Annotated in this window: 14 protein-coding genes and 5 tRNA genes; 1 reads left to right on the top strand and 18 read right to left on the bottom strand. The window is 49.5% G+C overall.

Annotated features, from left to right (window positions below):
- Positions 1-53: 53 nt before the first annotated feature.
- The 12 genes from ppiD to AB8S08_RS03635 all read right to left on the bottom strand — a co-directional run bounded on the left by ppiD (position 54) and on the right by AB8S08_RS03635 (position 10,275).
- Entirely contained in the window at positions 54-1,931 is a 1,878-nt protein-coding gene (gene ppiD / locus AB8S08_RS03690; RefSeq protein ID WP_369743684.1) for a peptidylprolyl isomerase, read from the bottom strand.
- 106 nt (positions 1,932-2,037) lie between these two features.
- Positions 2,038-2,114 (bottom strand) — tRNA-Asp (locus AB8S08_RS03685).
- 7 nt (positions 2,115-2,121) lie between these two features.
- A complete protein-coding gene (gene hupB, locus AB8S08_RS03680; RefSeq protein WP_110074826.1) occupies positions 2,122-2,394 on the bottom strand; it encodes a nucleoid-associated protein HU-beta in 273 nt (90 codons plus the stop codon).
- Between the two features lie 339 nt (positions 2,395-2,733).
- Positions 2,734-5,070: an endopeptidase La gene (gene lon / locus AB8S08_RS03675; protein ID WP_369743682.1), complete on the bottom strand. Its 2,337-nt coding sequence runs from the start codon at positions 5,068-5,070 to the stop codon at positions 2,734-2,736.
- Between the two features lie 142 nt (positions 5,071-5,212).
- Complete coding sequence (gene clpX / locus AB8S08_RS03670) at positions 5,213-6,496, bottom strand: ATP-dependent protease ATP-binding subunit ClpX (RefSeq protein WP_110074828.1); 1,284 nt, start codon at positions 6,494-6,496, stop codon at positions 5,213-5,215.
- Position 6,497: 1 nt separating this feature from the next.
- Positions 6,498-7,115, bottom strand: coding sequence for an ATP-dependent Clp endopeptidase proteolytic subunit ClpP (gene clpP / locus AB8S08_RS03665; protein WP_092855810.1), 618 nt, complete (start codon positions 7,113-7,115; stop codon positions 6,498-6,500).
- Positions 7,116-7,225: 110 nt separating this feature from the next.
- On the bottom strand, positions 7,226-8,524 hold the full coding sequence (tig, locus tag AB8S08_RS03660) for a trigger factor (protein WP_369743680.1): 1,299 nt from the start codon (positions 8,522-8,524) through the stop codon (positions 7,226-7,228).
- A 112-nt stretch (positions 8,525-8,636) separates the two neighbouring features.
- On the bottom strand, positions 8,637-9,761 hold the full coding sequence (locus AB8S08_RS03655) for a diguanylate cyclase (RefSeq protein ID WP_369743678.1): 1,125 nt from the start codon (positions 9,759-9,761) through the stop codon (positions 8,637-8,639).
- Positions 9,762-9,881: 120 nt separating this feature from the next.
- Positions 9,882-9,958 (bottom strand) — tRNA-Pro (locus tag AB8S08_RS03650).
- A 34-nt stretch (positions 9,959-9,992) separates the two neighbouring features.
- Positions 9,993-10,068 (bottom strand) — tRNA-His (locus AB8S08_RS03645).
- 33 nt (positions 10,069-10,101) lie between these two features.
- Positions 10,102-10,178, bottom strand: a tRNA-Arg gene (locus AB8S08_RS03640).
- A 20-nt stretch (positions 10,179-10,198) separates the two neighbouring features.
- Positions 10,199-10,275: transfer RNA gene (locus tag AB8S08_RS03635), tRNA-Pro, on the bottom strand.
- A gap of 328 nt (positions 10,276-10,603) precedes the next feature.
- Between AB8S08_RS03635 and folD the strand changes: the two genes are divergently transcribed.
- The gene (gene folD, locus AB8S08_RS03630) at positions 10,604-11,476 is read left to right on the top strand and encodes a bifunctional methylenetetrahydrofolate dehydrogenase/methenyltetrahydrofolate cyclohydrolase FolD (protein WP_153825807.1); all 873 of its coding nucleotides are present in this window, start codon (positions 10,604-10,606) and stop codon (positions 11,474-11,476) included.
- 40 nt (positions 11,477-11,516) lie between these two features.
- Here the strand turns inward: folD and AB8S08_RS03625 are convergent, their stop codons facing one another.
- From AB8S08_RS03625 to AB8S08_RS03600, 6 genes are all read right to left on the bottom strand, one after another.
- Entirely contained in the window at positions 11,517-12,218 is a 702-nt protein-coding gene (locus tag AB8S08_RS03625; RefSeq protein WP_369743676.1) for a TadE/TadG family type IV pilus assembly protein, read from the bottom strand.
- A 33-nt stretch (positions 12,219-12,251) separates the two neighbouring features.
- Positions 12,252-13,061, bottom strand: coding sequence for a hypothetical protein (locus AB8S08_RS03620; protein WP_369743675.1), 810 nt, complete (start codon positions 13,059-13,061; stop codon positions 12,252-12,254).
- A gap of 19 nt (positions 13,062-13,080) precedes the next feature.
- Positions 13,081-13,314, bottom strand: a complete 234-nt coding sequence (locus AB8S08_RS03615; RefSeq protein ID WP_369743674.1) for a prepilin-type N-terminal cleavage/methylation domain-containing protein — start codon at positions 13,312-13,314, stop codon at positions 13,081-13,083.
- 4 nt (positions 13,315-13,318) lie between these two features.
- Complete coding sequence (locus AB8S08_RS03610; protein ID WP_369743672.1) at positions 13,319-13,762, bottom strand: type II secretion system protein; 444 nt, start codon at positions 13,760-13,762, stop codon at positions 13,319-13,321.
- Between the two features lie 134 nt (positions 13,763-13,896).
- Positions 13,897-14,919, bottom strand: coding sequence for a type II secretion system F family protein (locus AB8S08_RS03605; protein ID WP_369743670.1), 1,023 nt, complete (start codon positions 14,917-14,919; stop codon positions 13,897-13,899).
- Complete coding sequence (locus AB8S08_RS03600; RefSeq protein ID WP_369743669.1) at positions 14,907-16,310, bottom strand: GspE/PulE family protein; 1,404 nt, start codon at positions 16,308-16,310, stop codon at positions 14,907-14,909. Before AB8S08_RS03600 ends, AB8S08_RS03605 begins: the two co-directional genes overlap by 13 nt.

Here is a 16,310-nt window from a genome sequence, read left to right as displayed (position 1 = left end):
AAAAAAGCCTTGAAGTGATGAACTTCAAGGCTTTTTATTGGGGAACGCACCGTTTAGTTGTTGCTACTACTGGTTAAGGTAATTTCTACATCACCTTGGTCGCGTAACGCACTCAAGAAAGCCTCATAACTTTGCTGCGCAAAGCTATTTTCTAGCTGTTCTTGCATCTGTTGCTGAGTCGCCTCATCTACATCACCAGCACTTACACTGGTCAACTGAACTAGAGCTAAACCACCGTTATTCATTTCTACCACGTCAGCTTGCACAGCACCTGCTGCTGGTGCAGCTTGCTCGAATAAGCTCTGCACAACAGCACGTGGCAAATCGGCATTACGACGATCGATAGCAGTTAGCTCAGTAAGGCCGCTAACGGCTTCGCCAGCACGGAGGGCGGCAATCACAGCTTCAGCATCTGCGCGCGCTAGTTGCTGGGCTTTCTCTTGCTGCAAGTTACTCACCACTTGCTCACGAACCTCATCCAGACTCTTAATTGAAGCAGCACGATAATCAGTTACTCGAACCACTACCGATTGCGTATCATTCACTTCAATCAAGTCGCTGTTCAGGCGCTCTTGCAGCAAAGTATCACCAAACACTTGCTGTAATACCGCCGGATGGTTCAGTGCTGATGGCGCCGTTTGGCGGTTAAACCAATCACTGTTACGCACCTGTAAGCCAACTTCATCAGCGACGGGCTGCAACGTATCAGGCATTTCAAAGGCCAGCTCTGCTACTTTTTGCTGCTGCTCATAATAAGCTTGTTTTACTCGCTCATCTTGCATGTCAGCGATGATCTCGTCGCGTACTTCAGCAAATGGCGTGACGCTACCTTCTTGCTTGTCGGTTAACTTGATCACATGGAAGCCAAAACTGGTTTCGACCACGCCACTCACGTCACCCACTTCAGCAAGAGCAAATGCTGCTTCTTCAAAGTCGGGATCCATAGTGCCAGGCTGAATGAAGTCCAAATCGCCGCCATTTTCAGCCGAGAAAGTATCATCTGAATACTCTGCAGCTAGTGCGGCAAAATCAGCCCCCTCAGATAGCTTATCGACCACTTCTTGGGCTTTATTGCGCGCTGCGGCATCATCACCCTCAATCAGAATATGCGAGAAGCGATACTGAGCCGCTGACTCGTAAGCACTGCGATTGCCTTCATACCATTCACGCACCATCTGCTCATCGATAGTGATAGATTCGGCAATGGCGCCGGCATCTAGCGCAACAAATTCAACTTGCACGCTTTCTGGCACCGCAAATAAATTAGAGTTATTGTCATACCACTGCTGAATTTCGTCGTCTGAAACGTCAACTTGAGCTAAATAGCTATCAAGTGCAAAGGTACGATAAGCACCACTACGCTGCTGATTCACTAACTTTTGAATCGCCACAGCTTCTGCTGCTAGTGCAAATTCGGTGTTCACAACCGCCTCTAGCACTTGCGAGCGCGCTAAATCTTTGCGTAACGCTTCGGCAAAGCCTTCTGGCGTATAACCTAGGCTGTTTAGGGTGATTCGATAAGTGTCGTTATCAAACTGACCGGCGACGTTAAACGCAGGAATAGCACGAATAGCTTCACGCACCTGCTCGTCTGATGCCCGTAACCCATTGTCTCGCGCATATTGCTCAACCAGTTTTTGATTGACCAAATCGTTGACCACTTGGTTACGTAAGCGCTGATTAAAGCTCGGATCAGTGGCTAACGTATCGTAGAAATCGCCCAACTGTTGCTGTTGGCGCGCACGTTCATTTTCTAAAGCACGGTCAAACTCAACCCGAGTAATATCCTCACCATTAACCGTCGCTACGCTTGGCTCTGGCGCATTACTGATATAACCGCCAATACCTGCAAGTGCAAACGTTAAGGCTATCAGCACTAAGACGGCTTTCACTACAAAACTTTGCGAGCCTTCTCTAATCCTATCCAACATAATCCACTTAACCTCAAATTTTCCCAGTATCTGGGCGGGTATTATATCTGCTCTTGCACAAAAAAAATAACCCGAAGACAGGCTTCGGGTTACTTTCAGCTAAAGCTGGCGGAGCGGACGGGACTCGAACCCGCGACCCCCGGCGTGACAGGCCGGTATTCTAACCAGCTGAACTACCGCTCCACTTTTATTAGTTTACTGAATCTTTCAGTGCTTTACCGGCTTTGAAAGAAGGTACTTTAGCAGCAGCGATCTGAATGGTGTCGCCAGTTTGTGGGTTACGACCAGTGCGAGCTGAGCGCTCACGAACACTGAAAGTACCAAAACCAACTAGAGCTACTTGCTCGCCACCTTTCAAAGCTTCAGTAACTGCTTCGATGAAAGAATCGAGAGCACGTCCAGCTGCCGCTTTTGAAATATCTGCTCCGTCTGCAATTTTATCAACTAACTGAGACTTGTTCACAGTATCATCCCCTTAGATTGTTATTATCAAATTTGTTAGCGTCCCATGCGTTGTATGTGCATTTTTGTTGGGGGCTACACAAGGTTATAACAAGCTAGAACAAAATGTTCAAGCTATTGCGATAGGTTAGCAGACTGCTTCCATATTAACCCACCGCCAAGTGGCATGTCAGAGTCCTATGGTTGTGAGCGTCTGACCAATCACTTTGACTCTAGGCTACCACAAGATTTTAGATTGAGAACCCTTTTTCACGTTTTTTTTAACGAAAGAATGCGGGCTGCTGGCATATTTTCTGCGTCTAGCCCGCATCTTTACGTAAATCGGCTATAAATTCGCCAATTATGACGGTTGTGGTACTCGCTCCAAAGCTACTGACAAGACCTCATCAATCCACTGTACCGGTTGAATCAGCAAGTCGCCTTTCACCGCATCACTAATTTCTTTTAAATCACGCTCATTGTCTTTAGGAATTAGCACATGCTTGATACCACCACGGTGTGCAGCCAACAGCTTCTCTTTTAAGCCGCCAATAGCTAACACTTCACCGCGCAACGTGATTTCACCCGTCATGGCCACATCAGCGCGTACCGGAATCTCTGTTAACGAGCTCACCAACGCGGTCACCATGGCGATACCAGCACTGGGGCCGTCCTTCGGCGTAGCGCCTTCAGGAACGTGCACGTGGATGTCCCGTTTCTCGTGAAAATCTTCCGGAATCCCTAATTTGTTAGCACGGCTGCGCACCACAGTTAAAGCGGTCTGGATAGATTCTTGCATCACGTCACCCAAAGAGCCGGTTGAGGTAATTTTGCCTTTACCAGCAACATTGGTAGCTTCAATGGTCAATAAGTCTCCACCTACTTCGGTCCAAGCCAAACCAGTCACCTGCCCCACTTGGTTGTTCTCTTCGGCGCGACCAAAGTCAAAGCGCTGTACGCCCAAGTAATCAGCAAGATTATCACCGGTGATAGCCACATGTTTAATGCTGCTATCTAGCACCAGTTGCTTCACTGCTTTGCGACACAACCGCGAAATTTCACGCTCTAAGTTACGAACCCCAGCTTCACGGGTGTAGTACCGAATAATGCCGGTAATAGCAGCATCGGTGATCTCAATTTCTTTAGCTTTTAGGCCAGCCCGTTCAATTTGCTTCGGCAACAAATGCCGCTTAGCAATGTTGAGCTTTTCATCTTCGGTGTAACCCGACAGGCGAATCACTTCCATCCGGTCTAACAGCGGGCCGGGGATATTCATGCTATTTGAGGTGGCCACGAACATCACATCCGATAGATCGTAATCTACTTCTAAATAGTGATCGTTAAAATTAACGTTCTGCTCTGGGTCTAACACTTCGAGCAACGCAGATGCTGGATCACCGCGCATATCCGAGGCCATCTTGTCGATTTCATCCAACAAGAACAGCGGGTTACGCACTCCTACTTTCGCCATTTTCTGAATCAGCTTACCTGGCATAGAGCCAATGTAAGTGCGGCGATGGCCACGAATCTCAGCCTCATCACGCACGCCACCTAACGCCATCCGAATGTATTTACGCCCGGTTGCTTTGGCGATGGACTGCCCTAACGAGGTTTTACCTACACCTGGCGGCCCTACTAAGCATAAAATCGCGCCGCGAACCTTGTTGGTACGCTGCTGCACCGCGAGGTATTCAAGAATACGTTCTTTCACCTTTTCTAGGCCGTAATGGTCGGCATCCAGGATCTTCTCTGCATTAGCGAGATCTTTTTTGATCCGCGAACGTTTTTTCCATGGCACCGATACCATCCAGTCAATATAGCCGCGCACCACGGTGGCTTCGGCAGACATGGGTGACATCATTTTTAATTTTTGCAGTTCAGCGCGAGTTTTCTTCTCGGCTTCTTCTGGCATTTGCGCCTCTTCAATTTTGCGCTGCAAGGCTTCAAATTCATCAGGGCCATCTTCCATTTCGCCCAATTCTTTTTGAATGGCTTTCATTTGCTCATTCAAATAATACTCGCGTTGGCTCTTCTCCATTTGTTTTTTCACCCGCGTACGGATGCGTTTTTCAACTTGGAGTAAATCAATCTCGCCTTCCATCAACGCCATCAAAAATTCTAGGCGCTCGCGCACATCGGTAATCTCGAGTACTTTTTGTTTGTCGTTGAGCTTCAACGGCATGTGTGCCGCCATGGTATCGGCTAGCCGGTCGGCCTCTTCAATACCAGACAATGAGGTCAAGACTTCTGGCGGGATCTTCTTATTGAGCTTAACGTAGCCCTCAAACTGATTCACCGCCGAGCGGATCATCACTTCTTCTTCTTTGTCGTCCATTGCCTCAGAATCAAGGTAATGAACCTGCGCACGGAAGAAGTCCTGCTCACCCTCAAAATTTTCAATTTCAGCCCGCTGGCTACCTTCAACCAACACTTTAACGGTACCATCAGGCAGCTTTAACAACTGCAAAATAGTCGCTACCGTACCAATGCGGTGGATATCGCCTTGCTCTGGCTCATCTACTGCTGCATCTTTTTGGGCCGCAAGAAAGATCTGCTTGTTTTGCTCCATGGCCGCTTCTAAACAACGAATTGATTTTTCGCGCCCCACGAACAAAGGAATCACCATGTGCGGATACACGACCACATCGCGCAGCGGCAGCACAGGAATACTTAAACGTTCCACCCGTTCTTCACTCATAAACTTCTCCAGGTAACCGGTTCGTGATAGTTCACTCTATCTTACCCCTTTATATGTGGTGCTCCAGCGAAAGTTCAATGGTTTGCAGAAAAAAAGGGCCTAAATGGCCCTTTTTGCATATTTTTCAGACTAAATGTTAACTTTATTCACCAGCAGCCTGTTTTTCATCGGCTTTGTTCGCATAGATAAAAATAGGATCGGACTCGCCTTTAATCACCGACTCATCAATCACTACTTTTTCGACGTTATCTACTGATGGTAAATCGTACATAGTATCTAACAGCACCGCCTCGACGATCGAGCGCAAACCACGTGCACCGGTTTTTCGCTGCATGGCTTTACGTGCAATGGAGCGTAACGCATCTTCACGAAACTCTAGGTCAACGCCTTCCATATTGAATAACGCTGAATATTGCTTGGTTAGCGCATTCTTCGGCTCGCTCAGAATTTTCACCAACGCATCTTCATCCAGTTCAGTCAGCGTTGCTAGTACCGGTAAGCGGCCAATAAATTCAGGGATCAAACCAAATTTCACCAAATCTTCTGGTTCAACTTTAGCCATCACCGCGCCTTCCGCTTTGGGCTTCTTACTTTTTACTTCCGCCCCAAAACCAATCCCAGAATGCTCGTTAATACGCTGTTCAATCACTTTGTCTAAGCCGGCAAAAGCACCGCCACAGATAAATAGGATCTTTGAAGTATCAACCTGCACAAACTCTTGCTGCGGATGCTTACGCCCACCTTGTGGCGGCACCGCTGCAACCGTACCTTCAATCAGTTTCAGTAAAGCCTGCTGAACCCCTTCACCGGACACGTCACGGGTAATTGACGGGTTATCTGACTTACGCGAAATCTTATCGATTTCATCTATGTAGACGATGCCACGTTGAGCCTTTTCGACATCGTAATCACACTTCTGCAGTAATTTTTGGATGATGTTTTCAACATCTTCACCAACATAGCCAGCTTCGGTAAGAGTGGTTGCATCAGCCATCGTAAAGGGCACATCTAAAAACCGCGCCAAGGTTTCCGCCAAGTAGGTTTTGCCCGAACCCGTTGGGCCAATCAGCAAAATATTACTTTTACCTAGCTCAACCGCATCCTTGTCTTTACCCACAGCAGCACTTTGTAAGCGCTTGTAGTGGTTGTAAACAGCTACTGCTAAGACCTTTTTCGCTAATTCTTGGCCAATCACATATTCATCTAAGTGGGCGCGAATTTCATGGGGCTTAGGCAACTGCTTAGGTGCATCCTTAGGCGCAATGTTCTGAATTTCTTCATCCAGAATATCGTTACACAGCTCCACACACTCATCACAGATGAATACCGATGGTCCCGCAATAAGCTTACGAACTTCGTGCTGACTTTTACCGCAGAAGGTACAAAACAAAGGCTTTTCGCCTTTACCTTCAGTTTTATCCGTCATCTTATTCTCCGCCTCGTTGGGTCAGTACTTTATCAACTAAGCCGTAGTTAACAGCTTCTTCAGCCGACATAAAGTAGTCACGGTCGGTATCTTTAGCGACCTGCTCTAAGTCTTTGCCAGTGTTTTCTGCCAACATCCGGTTCAGCTTATCTTTGATATCCAAGATTTGCCGCGCGTGAATTTCAAAATCCGACGCCTGCCCTTGGAACCCACCTAACGGCTGGTGAATCATCACCCGTGAATTAGGCAAGCAGAACCGTTTACCTTTGGCACCACCAGCAAGTAGGAATGCGCCCATGCTGGCCGCTTGGCCCATACACACGGTACTTACGTCTGGCTTAATAAAACGCATGGTGTCATAAATCGCCATACCTGCGGTAACGGCACCACCAGGTGAGTTGATGTACAGATAAATATCTTTGTCTGGGTTATCTGACTCCAAGAACAGCAACTGAGCCACAATTAAGTTGGCCATATGGTCTTCAACTTGACCGCAGCAAAAAATCACGCGCTCTTTAAGTAAGCGCGAATAGATATCGTAAGAGCGCTCTCCCTTTGCTGTTTGTTCTACTACCATGGGCACCAATTGGGCCATTGGATCTAGCGCCATATCCGACATAATTTTACGACTCCTGAAATAAAAATGGCTCGTATAAGCATATACGAGCCATTAAACCAAGTTGTTAGGGATGCCGTCAATGATGTTCTAACGGTATTCCTCTCACTTACTTATTTTTTTGGGTTCATCAACTCGTCAAAGCTGGCCTTTTTCGCCGTTACTTTGGCTTGACCAAGGATGAACTCAATTGCTTGCTCTTCAAGGGCAACATTGCGCACTTGCTGCATCAATTCTTCGTTACCTTTGTAGTAAGCTACAACTTCAGCTGGGTCTTCGTAAGCTGAGGCGTTGTTATCGATGATTTCTTCAACTTTTTGCTCGTCAACTTTCAATTCGTTGCCACGAATAACTTCACCTAACAACAAACCAACTTTCACCCGCTCTTTTGCTTGTTCTTCAAACAATTCGGCTGGCAATTGTGGTAATTGAGCTTGGTTACCACCAAAGCGCTGCATGGCCTGACGACGTAATACGTCAACTTCTTGGCTCAACATAGCTTTTGGAACGTCCACTTCGTTGCTTTCAACTAAGCCTTTCAATACCTGTTCTTTCACTTTCGCTTGAACGGTATTTTTCAATTCACGCTGCATGTTTTTACGCACTTCAGCTTTCAATGCGTCAACACCACCTTCTTTCACACCGAACAGAGCTACGAACTCGTCGTTCAGTTCAGGCAATTCACGCGTCTCAACTTTCTTGGCAACGATCACAAAAGATGCTTTTTTGCCTTTCAAGTTTTCTGCGTGATAATCCTCAGGGAAAGTCACTTCGATGGTTTTTTCTTCACCGGCTTTCATACCAATGATGTCATCTTCAAACCCAGGAATCATCCGGCCTTGGCCTAATTCCAAAGCAAAATCAGATGCTTTGCCACCTTCAAATTCTTCACCGTCAATCGAGCCAGTGAAATCGATGGTGATTTGATCATCTTTCTTCGATTTACGCTTCACTTCTTTCCAAGTAGCGTGCTGCTTACGCAACGTTTCCATCATGGTGTCAACGTCAGCGTCAGTCACTTCTACTTCTGGCTTTTCGATGGTTAATTTATCTAAATCCGCAACCTTAACTTCTGGATACACTTCAAACGTAGCCACGAATTCGAAGTCTTTACCTTCTTCGTTAACTTTTGGCTCGATTGCAGGCGCACCCACTGGGTTTAATTTTTCTTGCATCATTGCTTCGAAGTATTTGCTTTGCATCAAGTTAGATGCAGCACGTGCACGGGCTTCTTTGCCGAACAGTTTTTGCAATACATTCGGTGGTACCTTTCCTTTCCGGAAACCGTTGATACGGCGGTTACGGTACTCGTCTTTAAGCAGACGCTTTACTTCTTTTTCGATGGTTTCAGCCGGCACGGTGATAGTGGCACGGCGTTCTAATCCTTGGGTTGTCTCTACAGAAACCTGCATTGCTTTTTTACCTCGGCTTCACTATTGGCCTGAGCCCACTACGATTCGGGACCCTTCAAAATGACGCCGCATTATAGCGAAGCGATCTACTCAAGTCGAGAATAAATGGTTACTAATTGGCAACAAACACCACTTGGTTACGCCCTGTTAGCTTCGCTTGATACACTGCGGCATCTACTTCTTGTAATAAATTATCAGCTCCCACAGGGGCTTGCGGAATACATTGATAGACCCCAATGCTCACGGTTATTTGCGCCCCTTCGGGGTAGCTTAAGGCGCGTACACGATACAGCACCGCAGCGGCGAGGGTTTGGGCAGTGGCGGCGTCGACTAACGGACTAATGACAACAAATTCATCGCCACCGTAACGGGCTACAAGCTCGCCACTACGCCTAAACTGGGTCGCTAAAATTTCTGCCACATCAGCCAGCACAGAATCGCCTAAACGATGCCCATAGGTATCATTAAGCTGCTTAAAATGATCAATATCAACCATAAATAAAGTGAGTTCACGGCCCATGCGGCTGGCACGTTGTAACTCGTCTTTCAGGCTTTTATCTAAAGCGCGCCGGTTGGCAACTTGGGTTAGACTATCTTGATGCGCTAACGCTAATAATTGCTCATTAGCCAGTCGCAGCTCGGCTTCAACTTGCCGTAACCTCGTCTCAGTGCGATGCCGTGCTATGGTGTTACTGATCATGTCTGCCACCAACTGCATCTGCTGGATATCTTCCGCGCTCCAGTGATGCTGACGCTGAACTAAGTCACAGCCGACAAAGCCCATCAGCCGATGCTCTAAATACATGCCCACCGCCATCATCGCTTGGATCCCCTCGCGGGTGAGTTCTTGCTGAAAGCCGATAGCCGCTGGCGGTAGTTGCTTGACATCATCGACCACCACTTGGCCCTGATTGCGCATCTGCTCAAAAAACCAAGGCATGGCGGCAATATCAATATTTTGGAGCTCAGCTTTAAAAGACGTAATACCTGGAGCAGTCCACTCATGGGTGTTGCTCATAGTGGTGAGCTGTTCATCAAACAAAAACACATAACAGCGATCTTTACGGCCGCCACTAGCAAGTGCAGCCAAAGCTTGTTCTATGTGTTGCTGGGTTTCTGCTGAGGTACTATTGATAAGTTGCGTACTGATTTGCGAGATCAGCAAACCGAACTGCTGTTGTGCAATATCACTCGTTGCTTGACTGAGATTTTGTGTGGCTATTCCAGAAGCTGCCATGCGCCTTCCTGTGCATCAATCCGTTGTTAGCATTAACTTTGTGCTAAACGCGAACGCGTTAAGTCAACTCAAAGTAAGAGTATTAGCAGAATTCAGCGAAGAAGTATAGACATAGTAGAATGGTCGGCGAGACTGGATTCGAACCAGCGACCCCTTGTACCCAAAACAAGTGCGCTACCAAGCTGCGCTACTCGCCGACACCAAACAGGGAATATTTTACTGAGGGAGAGATGGGGTGGCTGATGGGACTTGAACCCACGACAACCGGAATCACAATCCGGGGCTCTACCGACTGAGCTACAGCCACCATTTCTCAAAACTGTTGATGCCAGGGCAGTATTGGCGCACCCGGCAGGATTCGAACCTGCGACCGACGGCTTAGAAGGCCGTTGCTCTATCCAGCTGAGCTACGGGCGCATTTCTATCCTGACAAAGAATGGTCGGCGAGACTGGATTCGAACCAGCGACCCCTTGTACCCAAAACAAGTGCGCTACCAAGCTGCGCTACTCGCCGACATCTTTGAAAAACCCGTGCAGGACGCGGCCTGACAACGGGGGCGAATATTACCTGTTGCTCTTAGAGTCGTCAAACATTTTTTTGCGTTCTGCATTCAACTGCCGAAAATACCGACAATCTGTATTCAAAAGCAGCAATTCTGTTTGTTTCAGCCAGCCTAGCTACTGTTTCAAGTACTAACCGCTGGCTTCAGTAACTTGACCACATAAACTGGCCACATAAGTTACTACAACCTAACGTCAAAACGTGCGAAAATATCCGCCCAACACGATGACCAAAACATCTTACCATTCCACGCTTGAATAAAGAAGGGTTTGCAGCAGCTATGACAGCGCAAAATATTGACGGTAAAAAAGTTGCCCAACAGGTTCGTGACCAAGTAAAAGCTGGCGTGCAAGCACGTCTAGCCGCTGGCTATCGAGCTCCGGGGCTAGCGGTAGTGTTGGTAGGTAACGACCCAGCATCTGAAGTTTATGTGGGCAGCAAACGCCGCGCCTGTGAAGAAGTAGGCATCATTTCTAAAGCCTATGACCTACCAGCTAGCGCCACTCAAGCCGAGTTAGAAGCTCTCATCGATCAACTTAATGAAGATGCTTCGGTGGATGGCATTTTAGTACAGCTGCCGTTACCGGAAGGATTAGACGCACAAGCTTTGTTAGAACGCATTAATCCGTTTAAAGATGTCGATGGTTTTCATCCCTTCAACATGGGACGCTTGGCGCAACGAAACCCGGCCTTACGCCCCTGCACTCCGCGGGGCGTGATAACACTGCTCGAATCCATCCAACTGGATACCTATGGTAAGAATGCGGTCGTGGTTGGTGCGTCAAACATCGTGGGACGGCCGATGAGCCTAGAACTGCTCTTAGCCGGCTCCACCACCACCGTCTGTCATAGATTTACCACTGATTTGCAAAGCCATGTTGAACGCGCTGATATTCTCGTGGTTGCCGTCGGCCGTCCTAACTTTATTCCGGGTGCTTGGATCAAACCAGGGGCGGTGGTCATTGATGTCGGCATTAACCGCTTACCTTCCGGCCAATTAGTGGGCGATGTGGAGTTTGCTGCGGCCGCGGCTCGCGCTGCTTACATTACCCCAGTACCAGGTGGCGTGGGCCCAATGACAGTCGCAACCTTGATGCAAAATACCCTGCAAGCTTGTGATACTTGGCATGCGCCGGTAACCACCTCAGCATAACAGTCTAAAGCCCGCTGTTAGGGCGGGTCTATCAGCTTTGCTAACGGGTGCGAAAGCCCGTTAGCATAGGCCCTTCTGCCATTACCTTTAACGCCCACATCGGCTTATCAAGGGCCATTCCCCGTAATCGACAGAAAGCTTGGCTGTCACTACGAAACCACTGGGCCGTCGCCGCAATCATGCTACCGACTATGGGAACTTCCAGCGGCATGCACCACCAAATTTCTATCTGTAACTGCCGCGCCGCCAGCCAAGCTTCCGCATCGCGCGCTTCCGCCAGCCGCACTTGCGCATGATCAATAGCTATCTCTTGCACCCAGCGCGAATTGCGCGTGTCCCAACGGCGTTCACTCAATTGCCGTTGCATCGCCGCAGTAGGATTATGAATTTGAATGCGCGCCGCCAACTCCAGGTAGCCACGCATTTTTAGGGTTTCGGTAAGGGTTGCGTAACGTAAGTCATTATCGTCAAATTCAGGCGCTGCACCCTCGCTATCGCTAGCCGGCGCGTCAAAATACTGCATTTGAGTGGTCGCCATCACCGTCGCTAAAGTATCCTTCATCTTATCCAGGCTGCCATGTTGCAAAACTCCGCTACGCAACACGTAATGAGAGCCGGTTTGCAGTGTGTGCATGGTCCAAAATATCCAAATCAGTTGTACTAGCCCCAGTAACACCACGAGAATAATCGGCAATGCCAACAGCGCCTCCAGCATGGATTGCCCCGTTTGCTTGGTTCGCATTGTTACCTCCTTGCTGGTTGGTTACGGCGCTGGCTAACCCTGACAACCACCGCGGGCCACACACAAGTCCCATAGTTGCTGATACTCAGTAATGCGTTGCCAGACCTGATCCATGCTAATCCCACCAATCACCGCTTGCGCTGCTGTCACCATGGTGAAATGGCCATGTTCACTTTGCACTTGTACCAGTTGTGCCTCTGGTGCACTTAAGCTTTGCCCATACCAAGCGCTGGCGCGCAGTTGATCAATCCCCAACAGGTTATGCTGGCGTAGATCGAGATCCGTATGCATCTGGTTCAGTTGCGGAGCATCAGTAATAGCCACTCGATACAAATAAGGGCTATCTGGGTGATAACTCTGCGCTGGCTGCCATACAGTTACCAGCACCTGCTCGGCATTGGCGCTAGCACCCACGATTTGACCAGCTAACCAGCTTGCGGCCGCCGCACTGGGTGCGGTTAAGCGTAAATTCACATAACGTTGCTGTGGCTGTAGTAACCACGGCTGCTGCCACGGCGTAGTTAGCTGCTGCAGGTGCCCATGCTGTTGTAACTGCGCAAAGGTTGGTGGCGGTTGCCCCTTATCAATCCAGTAGCTGCGGACCGCTTGCTGCAAGCGTTCCGTATCAGCTAACCATTGATGGCGCTGCTGTTGTTGCTGTTGCACCTGCTGCCATTGAGCAAACACCAGCAAACTAGCCGCCAGCAACACCGTGGCAATGATCACCTCTAACAGTACAAAGCCACGGCTAGACTTACCTCGCAGTGGTAGTCTCGCTGTTGCCACTGCGCCGCCTAGGATTGGCGCTACTGAGGGGCCGCTGTTCAAGTCCGTTGATTTCATTCGTGGCACTCCTTGGGGGTTAGGTTGGATCAACCAACGCCGCCCGCACCAGTAGAAACTGGCGATGGGCGCGCAACTGTTGCTGTAACTGCAACAGCTGCGCATCCGACCACGGCGGGTCTTGCTTAAACGCTGTTTGACGCCAGTGCTGCAGCCCCAGCACTGCCGCACTAGCAAGCACCGCCAGTAAGGCGAGCGCCAGCACCAATTCAATCATGCTAAAGCCATGGTTGCGAAGGTGACTGGTTAGCATGGGGTTAGCCTTGGAATGTTAAAACTAAGGTACCGCTAGCAAAAGTCGACTGTAATGTGTACTGATCAAAGTCATAAGCCAACCGCGCCCCTTCAGCATCGGCATCAATTCCTGTCAGGGTAATCACGTAGCGCGAGGTATCAGTACCATCCACCGAAACTTGGACATCGCCACCCCAAGGGTTAATCGCAGTACCACTGCCCCACTGCTGCGGCACCGCCGCAATACCGGACATGGCGGCCAAACTAATGCCGGTCAAATCGCCGCTGCGAGGTCGCCACAGCTGGGCACCCGCCTGAATGGTTATAATCTGAGTTTTAGCTTCACTAATGCGTGAGTTCCCCACCGCCCAATCTCGCAAGGCGAGCGTGCCCACGGTTGCTAACGCGATAATGGATAAAACGGTTAACACTTCAATAAAAGTAAATCCTTGTTGTTGCTTACGCATCACTTGCTCCTTGTTTTTCAACGAAACCGCAAAGGTCCTTAAGGACGTTCTTGGCGCTTATCTGATAGTTTCATGGTTGTTGCTATCCGTTCCTGTTGCTTATCCTCCTCACGCTGTAACCCTGCTTGATATGTTTAGATATGCTGCTGGGATACTGTCATCAGCATGGCTCCCATTCCGCCTAGTACCACCACCAACACCATAAAAATCATGCCGTAGCAAAATCCTAGTAGCAGTACTCGTAACCGGCCCAACGCCCGCACCGCATCTTGGGTGGCATACTCAGCCACCCGCAGCAAAGTGCCTTGTTCGCTGGCCTGGCGACTGCCATTACTTAGCCGAAACAACATGCGCGCCGACAACAATCCGGTATCAAACAGCACTGCTAACTGTCGCTCACCTTGGGCTAGGCGCTGCCGAATCACGCCTAAATGCCAATCCATTGAGCTATTGCTATAGGCTTGCATCGCCAAGATAGCGCGATCCAGATTCATCCCTGCTTTCAACAGCACAGTGACGGTTTGCAACAGCAACACCGCATCAAAATAGCGGCGAATAACAAAGCAGCCACGCTGCGCTAACGCCCGCCAATACCATCGGCTTAAATCAATCACTAGCGCCGGGCCCCAACAGGCCAGTAACACCAACAGCACCGCTAGCAGGAGTAACGGCACCGCCGGACCATGACTAAGTTGCAACAGCAACCCACTCAGTTGGGGCCACTGCTCGGGGGGTAACGCGGCGGCTAGTTTCGGCATCACTTGCTGCCCAATAAAAACACAAGCCAGTAGCGCCAAGGCCAACATTGCCAATGGATAAAGGAGCGGCTTCCAGAACGCTTGTAAGGCGGCATAACGTTGTTGTTCAAACTGCTGTTGCCGTTGCAGTAACTGATCTAACACGCCGCTATGTTCGCCGACGGCCATCAGCATCACTAGATCTTGGGCAAAACTACCTTGTAATGCTGGACCTAGTGGCTGGCCGGCATTTAATTGCGCAATGATTTGCTGTACCAGTTGGTATTCCGCCCGGAGGCCTTGCTGCTTAGCGTTTTCCGCTAATCCAATACAGGTTTGCAGTGGGCTTAAACCATCGGCTAGCCCTAACGCAAAATCTTCGAGAAAAGCCAGCTGTCGCGGTCTGCTTAAGCGTTGCATAACGGCTCCTCTAGGGTCTCGCCCAGCTGTTGCTCTAAACTCAACCAGCCTAGCTGCAGCAAGTGTTTGCGACACTGTTCTAATTCACCTTGGCGCAGTGCCAAGCGTACCTTTTCGTCAATCACCAAAAACTCGGTTAACAGCTGGCGACCACTCACCCTAGCACCATGACACACTGCACAAGGTGCTTGCGGATGCGCAACGCATGCCTGACACACGGTACTTTGTAAGCGCTGCGCCAGAATCCCACGCAATACCCCTACTTGCGCCAGCGATTCAGCACTTAAGCCCAAATCCAGTAACCGTTGCAACACTCCAAAGGTATCGTGGGCGTGCACCGTTGCCGTGACTAAATGCCCCGTCAGGGCTGCGGTATAAGCCGCTTTAGCGGTTGCTGCATCGCGAATTTCACTAATCGATATCACGTCTGGATCTTCCCGCAAGGCCACCTTCACCATATTGGCAAAGTTAAGTTCGGCGTGGTCAGCGATAACCGGCTTTTGCTCAATGTGAGGCTGAATAATCTCAATCGGATCTTCGAGGGAAATCACCTTAGCCGTGCGCGGGATCACCCAGTTTATAGCTGCCAAAGTGGTGGTTTTACCCTGCCCGGTAGGCCCCGCAATCAGAATCATGCCAGCCGGTTGCAACAATAACTCCAGCAGTTGTCGATGCACTTTGGCGGTGAGCCCTAACTGCCCAAGCTCGACCACACGTTGCTGTTCGTTCTGCAACCGCATGGTCACGGCAAACCCATCGCGGGTGGGCGATTTTTGCACCCGCAACCGGATCCGTTGGGGCTGATTCTGATGCGCTACGGTAATAGATATACTGGCTGCCGATAGACGTTGCTCATCAAACAGTTCACGAAAGTCATCAGAGCGAGTGTTTAACGACGCAGCAATAGCGGCCGCCATGGTTTCTCTGTTGCGTTCGGCCTGGCCAATCAAGCGCCCATGCACGCGGAATGCCAGCAAGGCTTGACGCGGGGTAAATACCAGATGAATATCAGATGCCGAAATCACCAACGCCTGTTGCACTAAATCTTCGAGGGCCTGCTGCGCCCGTGTTTGATCCAAGGGCTGGTTCGCATGTGAACTGGTTTGCTGGGTTTGCGCCAAGGCATCATGCAAAGCCGCCCGAATGGCTCGCGCCGGTGCTAACATCCGCAGCCTTACTTGCAAGCCTTGATGATAGGTAAATTGAAGTAAGTTAATGATCTCCAACGCCGATTCTTGCCAAGCCACGAGACTGCATAGCAATAGCCCTTCGTTGGTAACTAACACCGCGTTATCCGGTTGCTGTGGACGCTCACTGATGCGTAGGCACTCGGTTAAGCTGGGCAAGAAAATCTGACATTGCAGCACTTGATCTTCCGGTAGCATTAACAT

The organism is Pseudidiomarina sp. PP-1MA, assembly GCF_041200125.1.
Classification (GTDB): domain Bacteria; phylum Pseudomonadota; class Gammaproteobacteria; order Enterobacterales; family Alteromonadaceae; genus Pseudidiomarina; species Pseudidiomarina fusca.
This window is presented reverse-complemented; position numbering and strand designations above follow the sequence as displayed.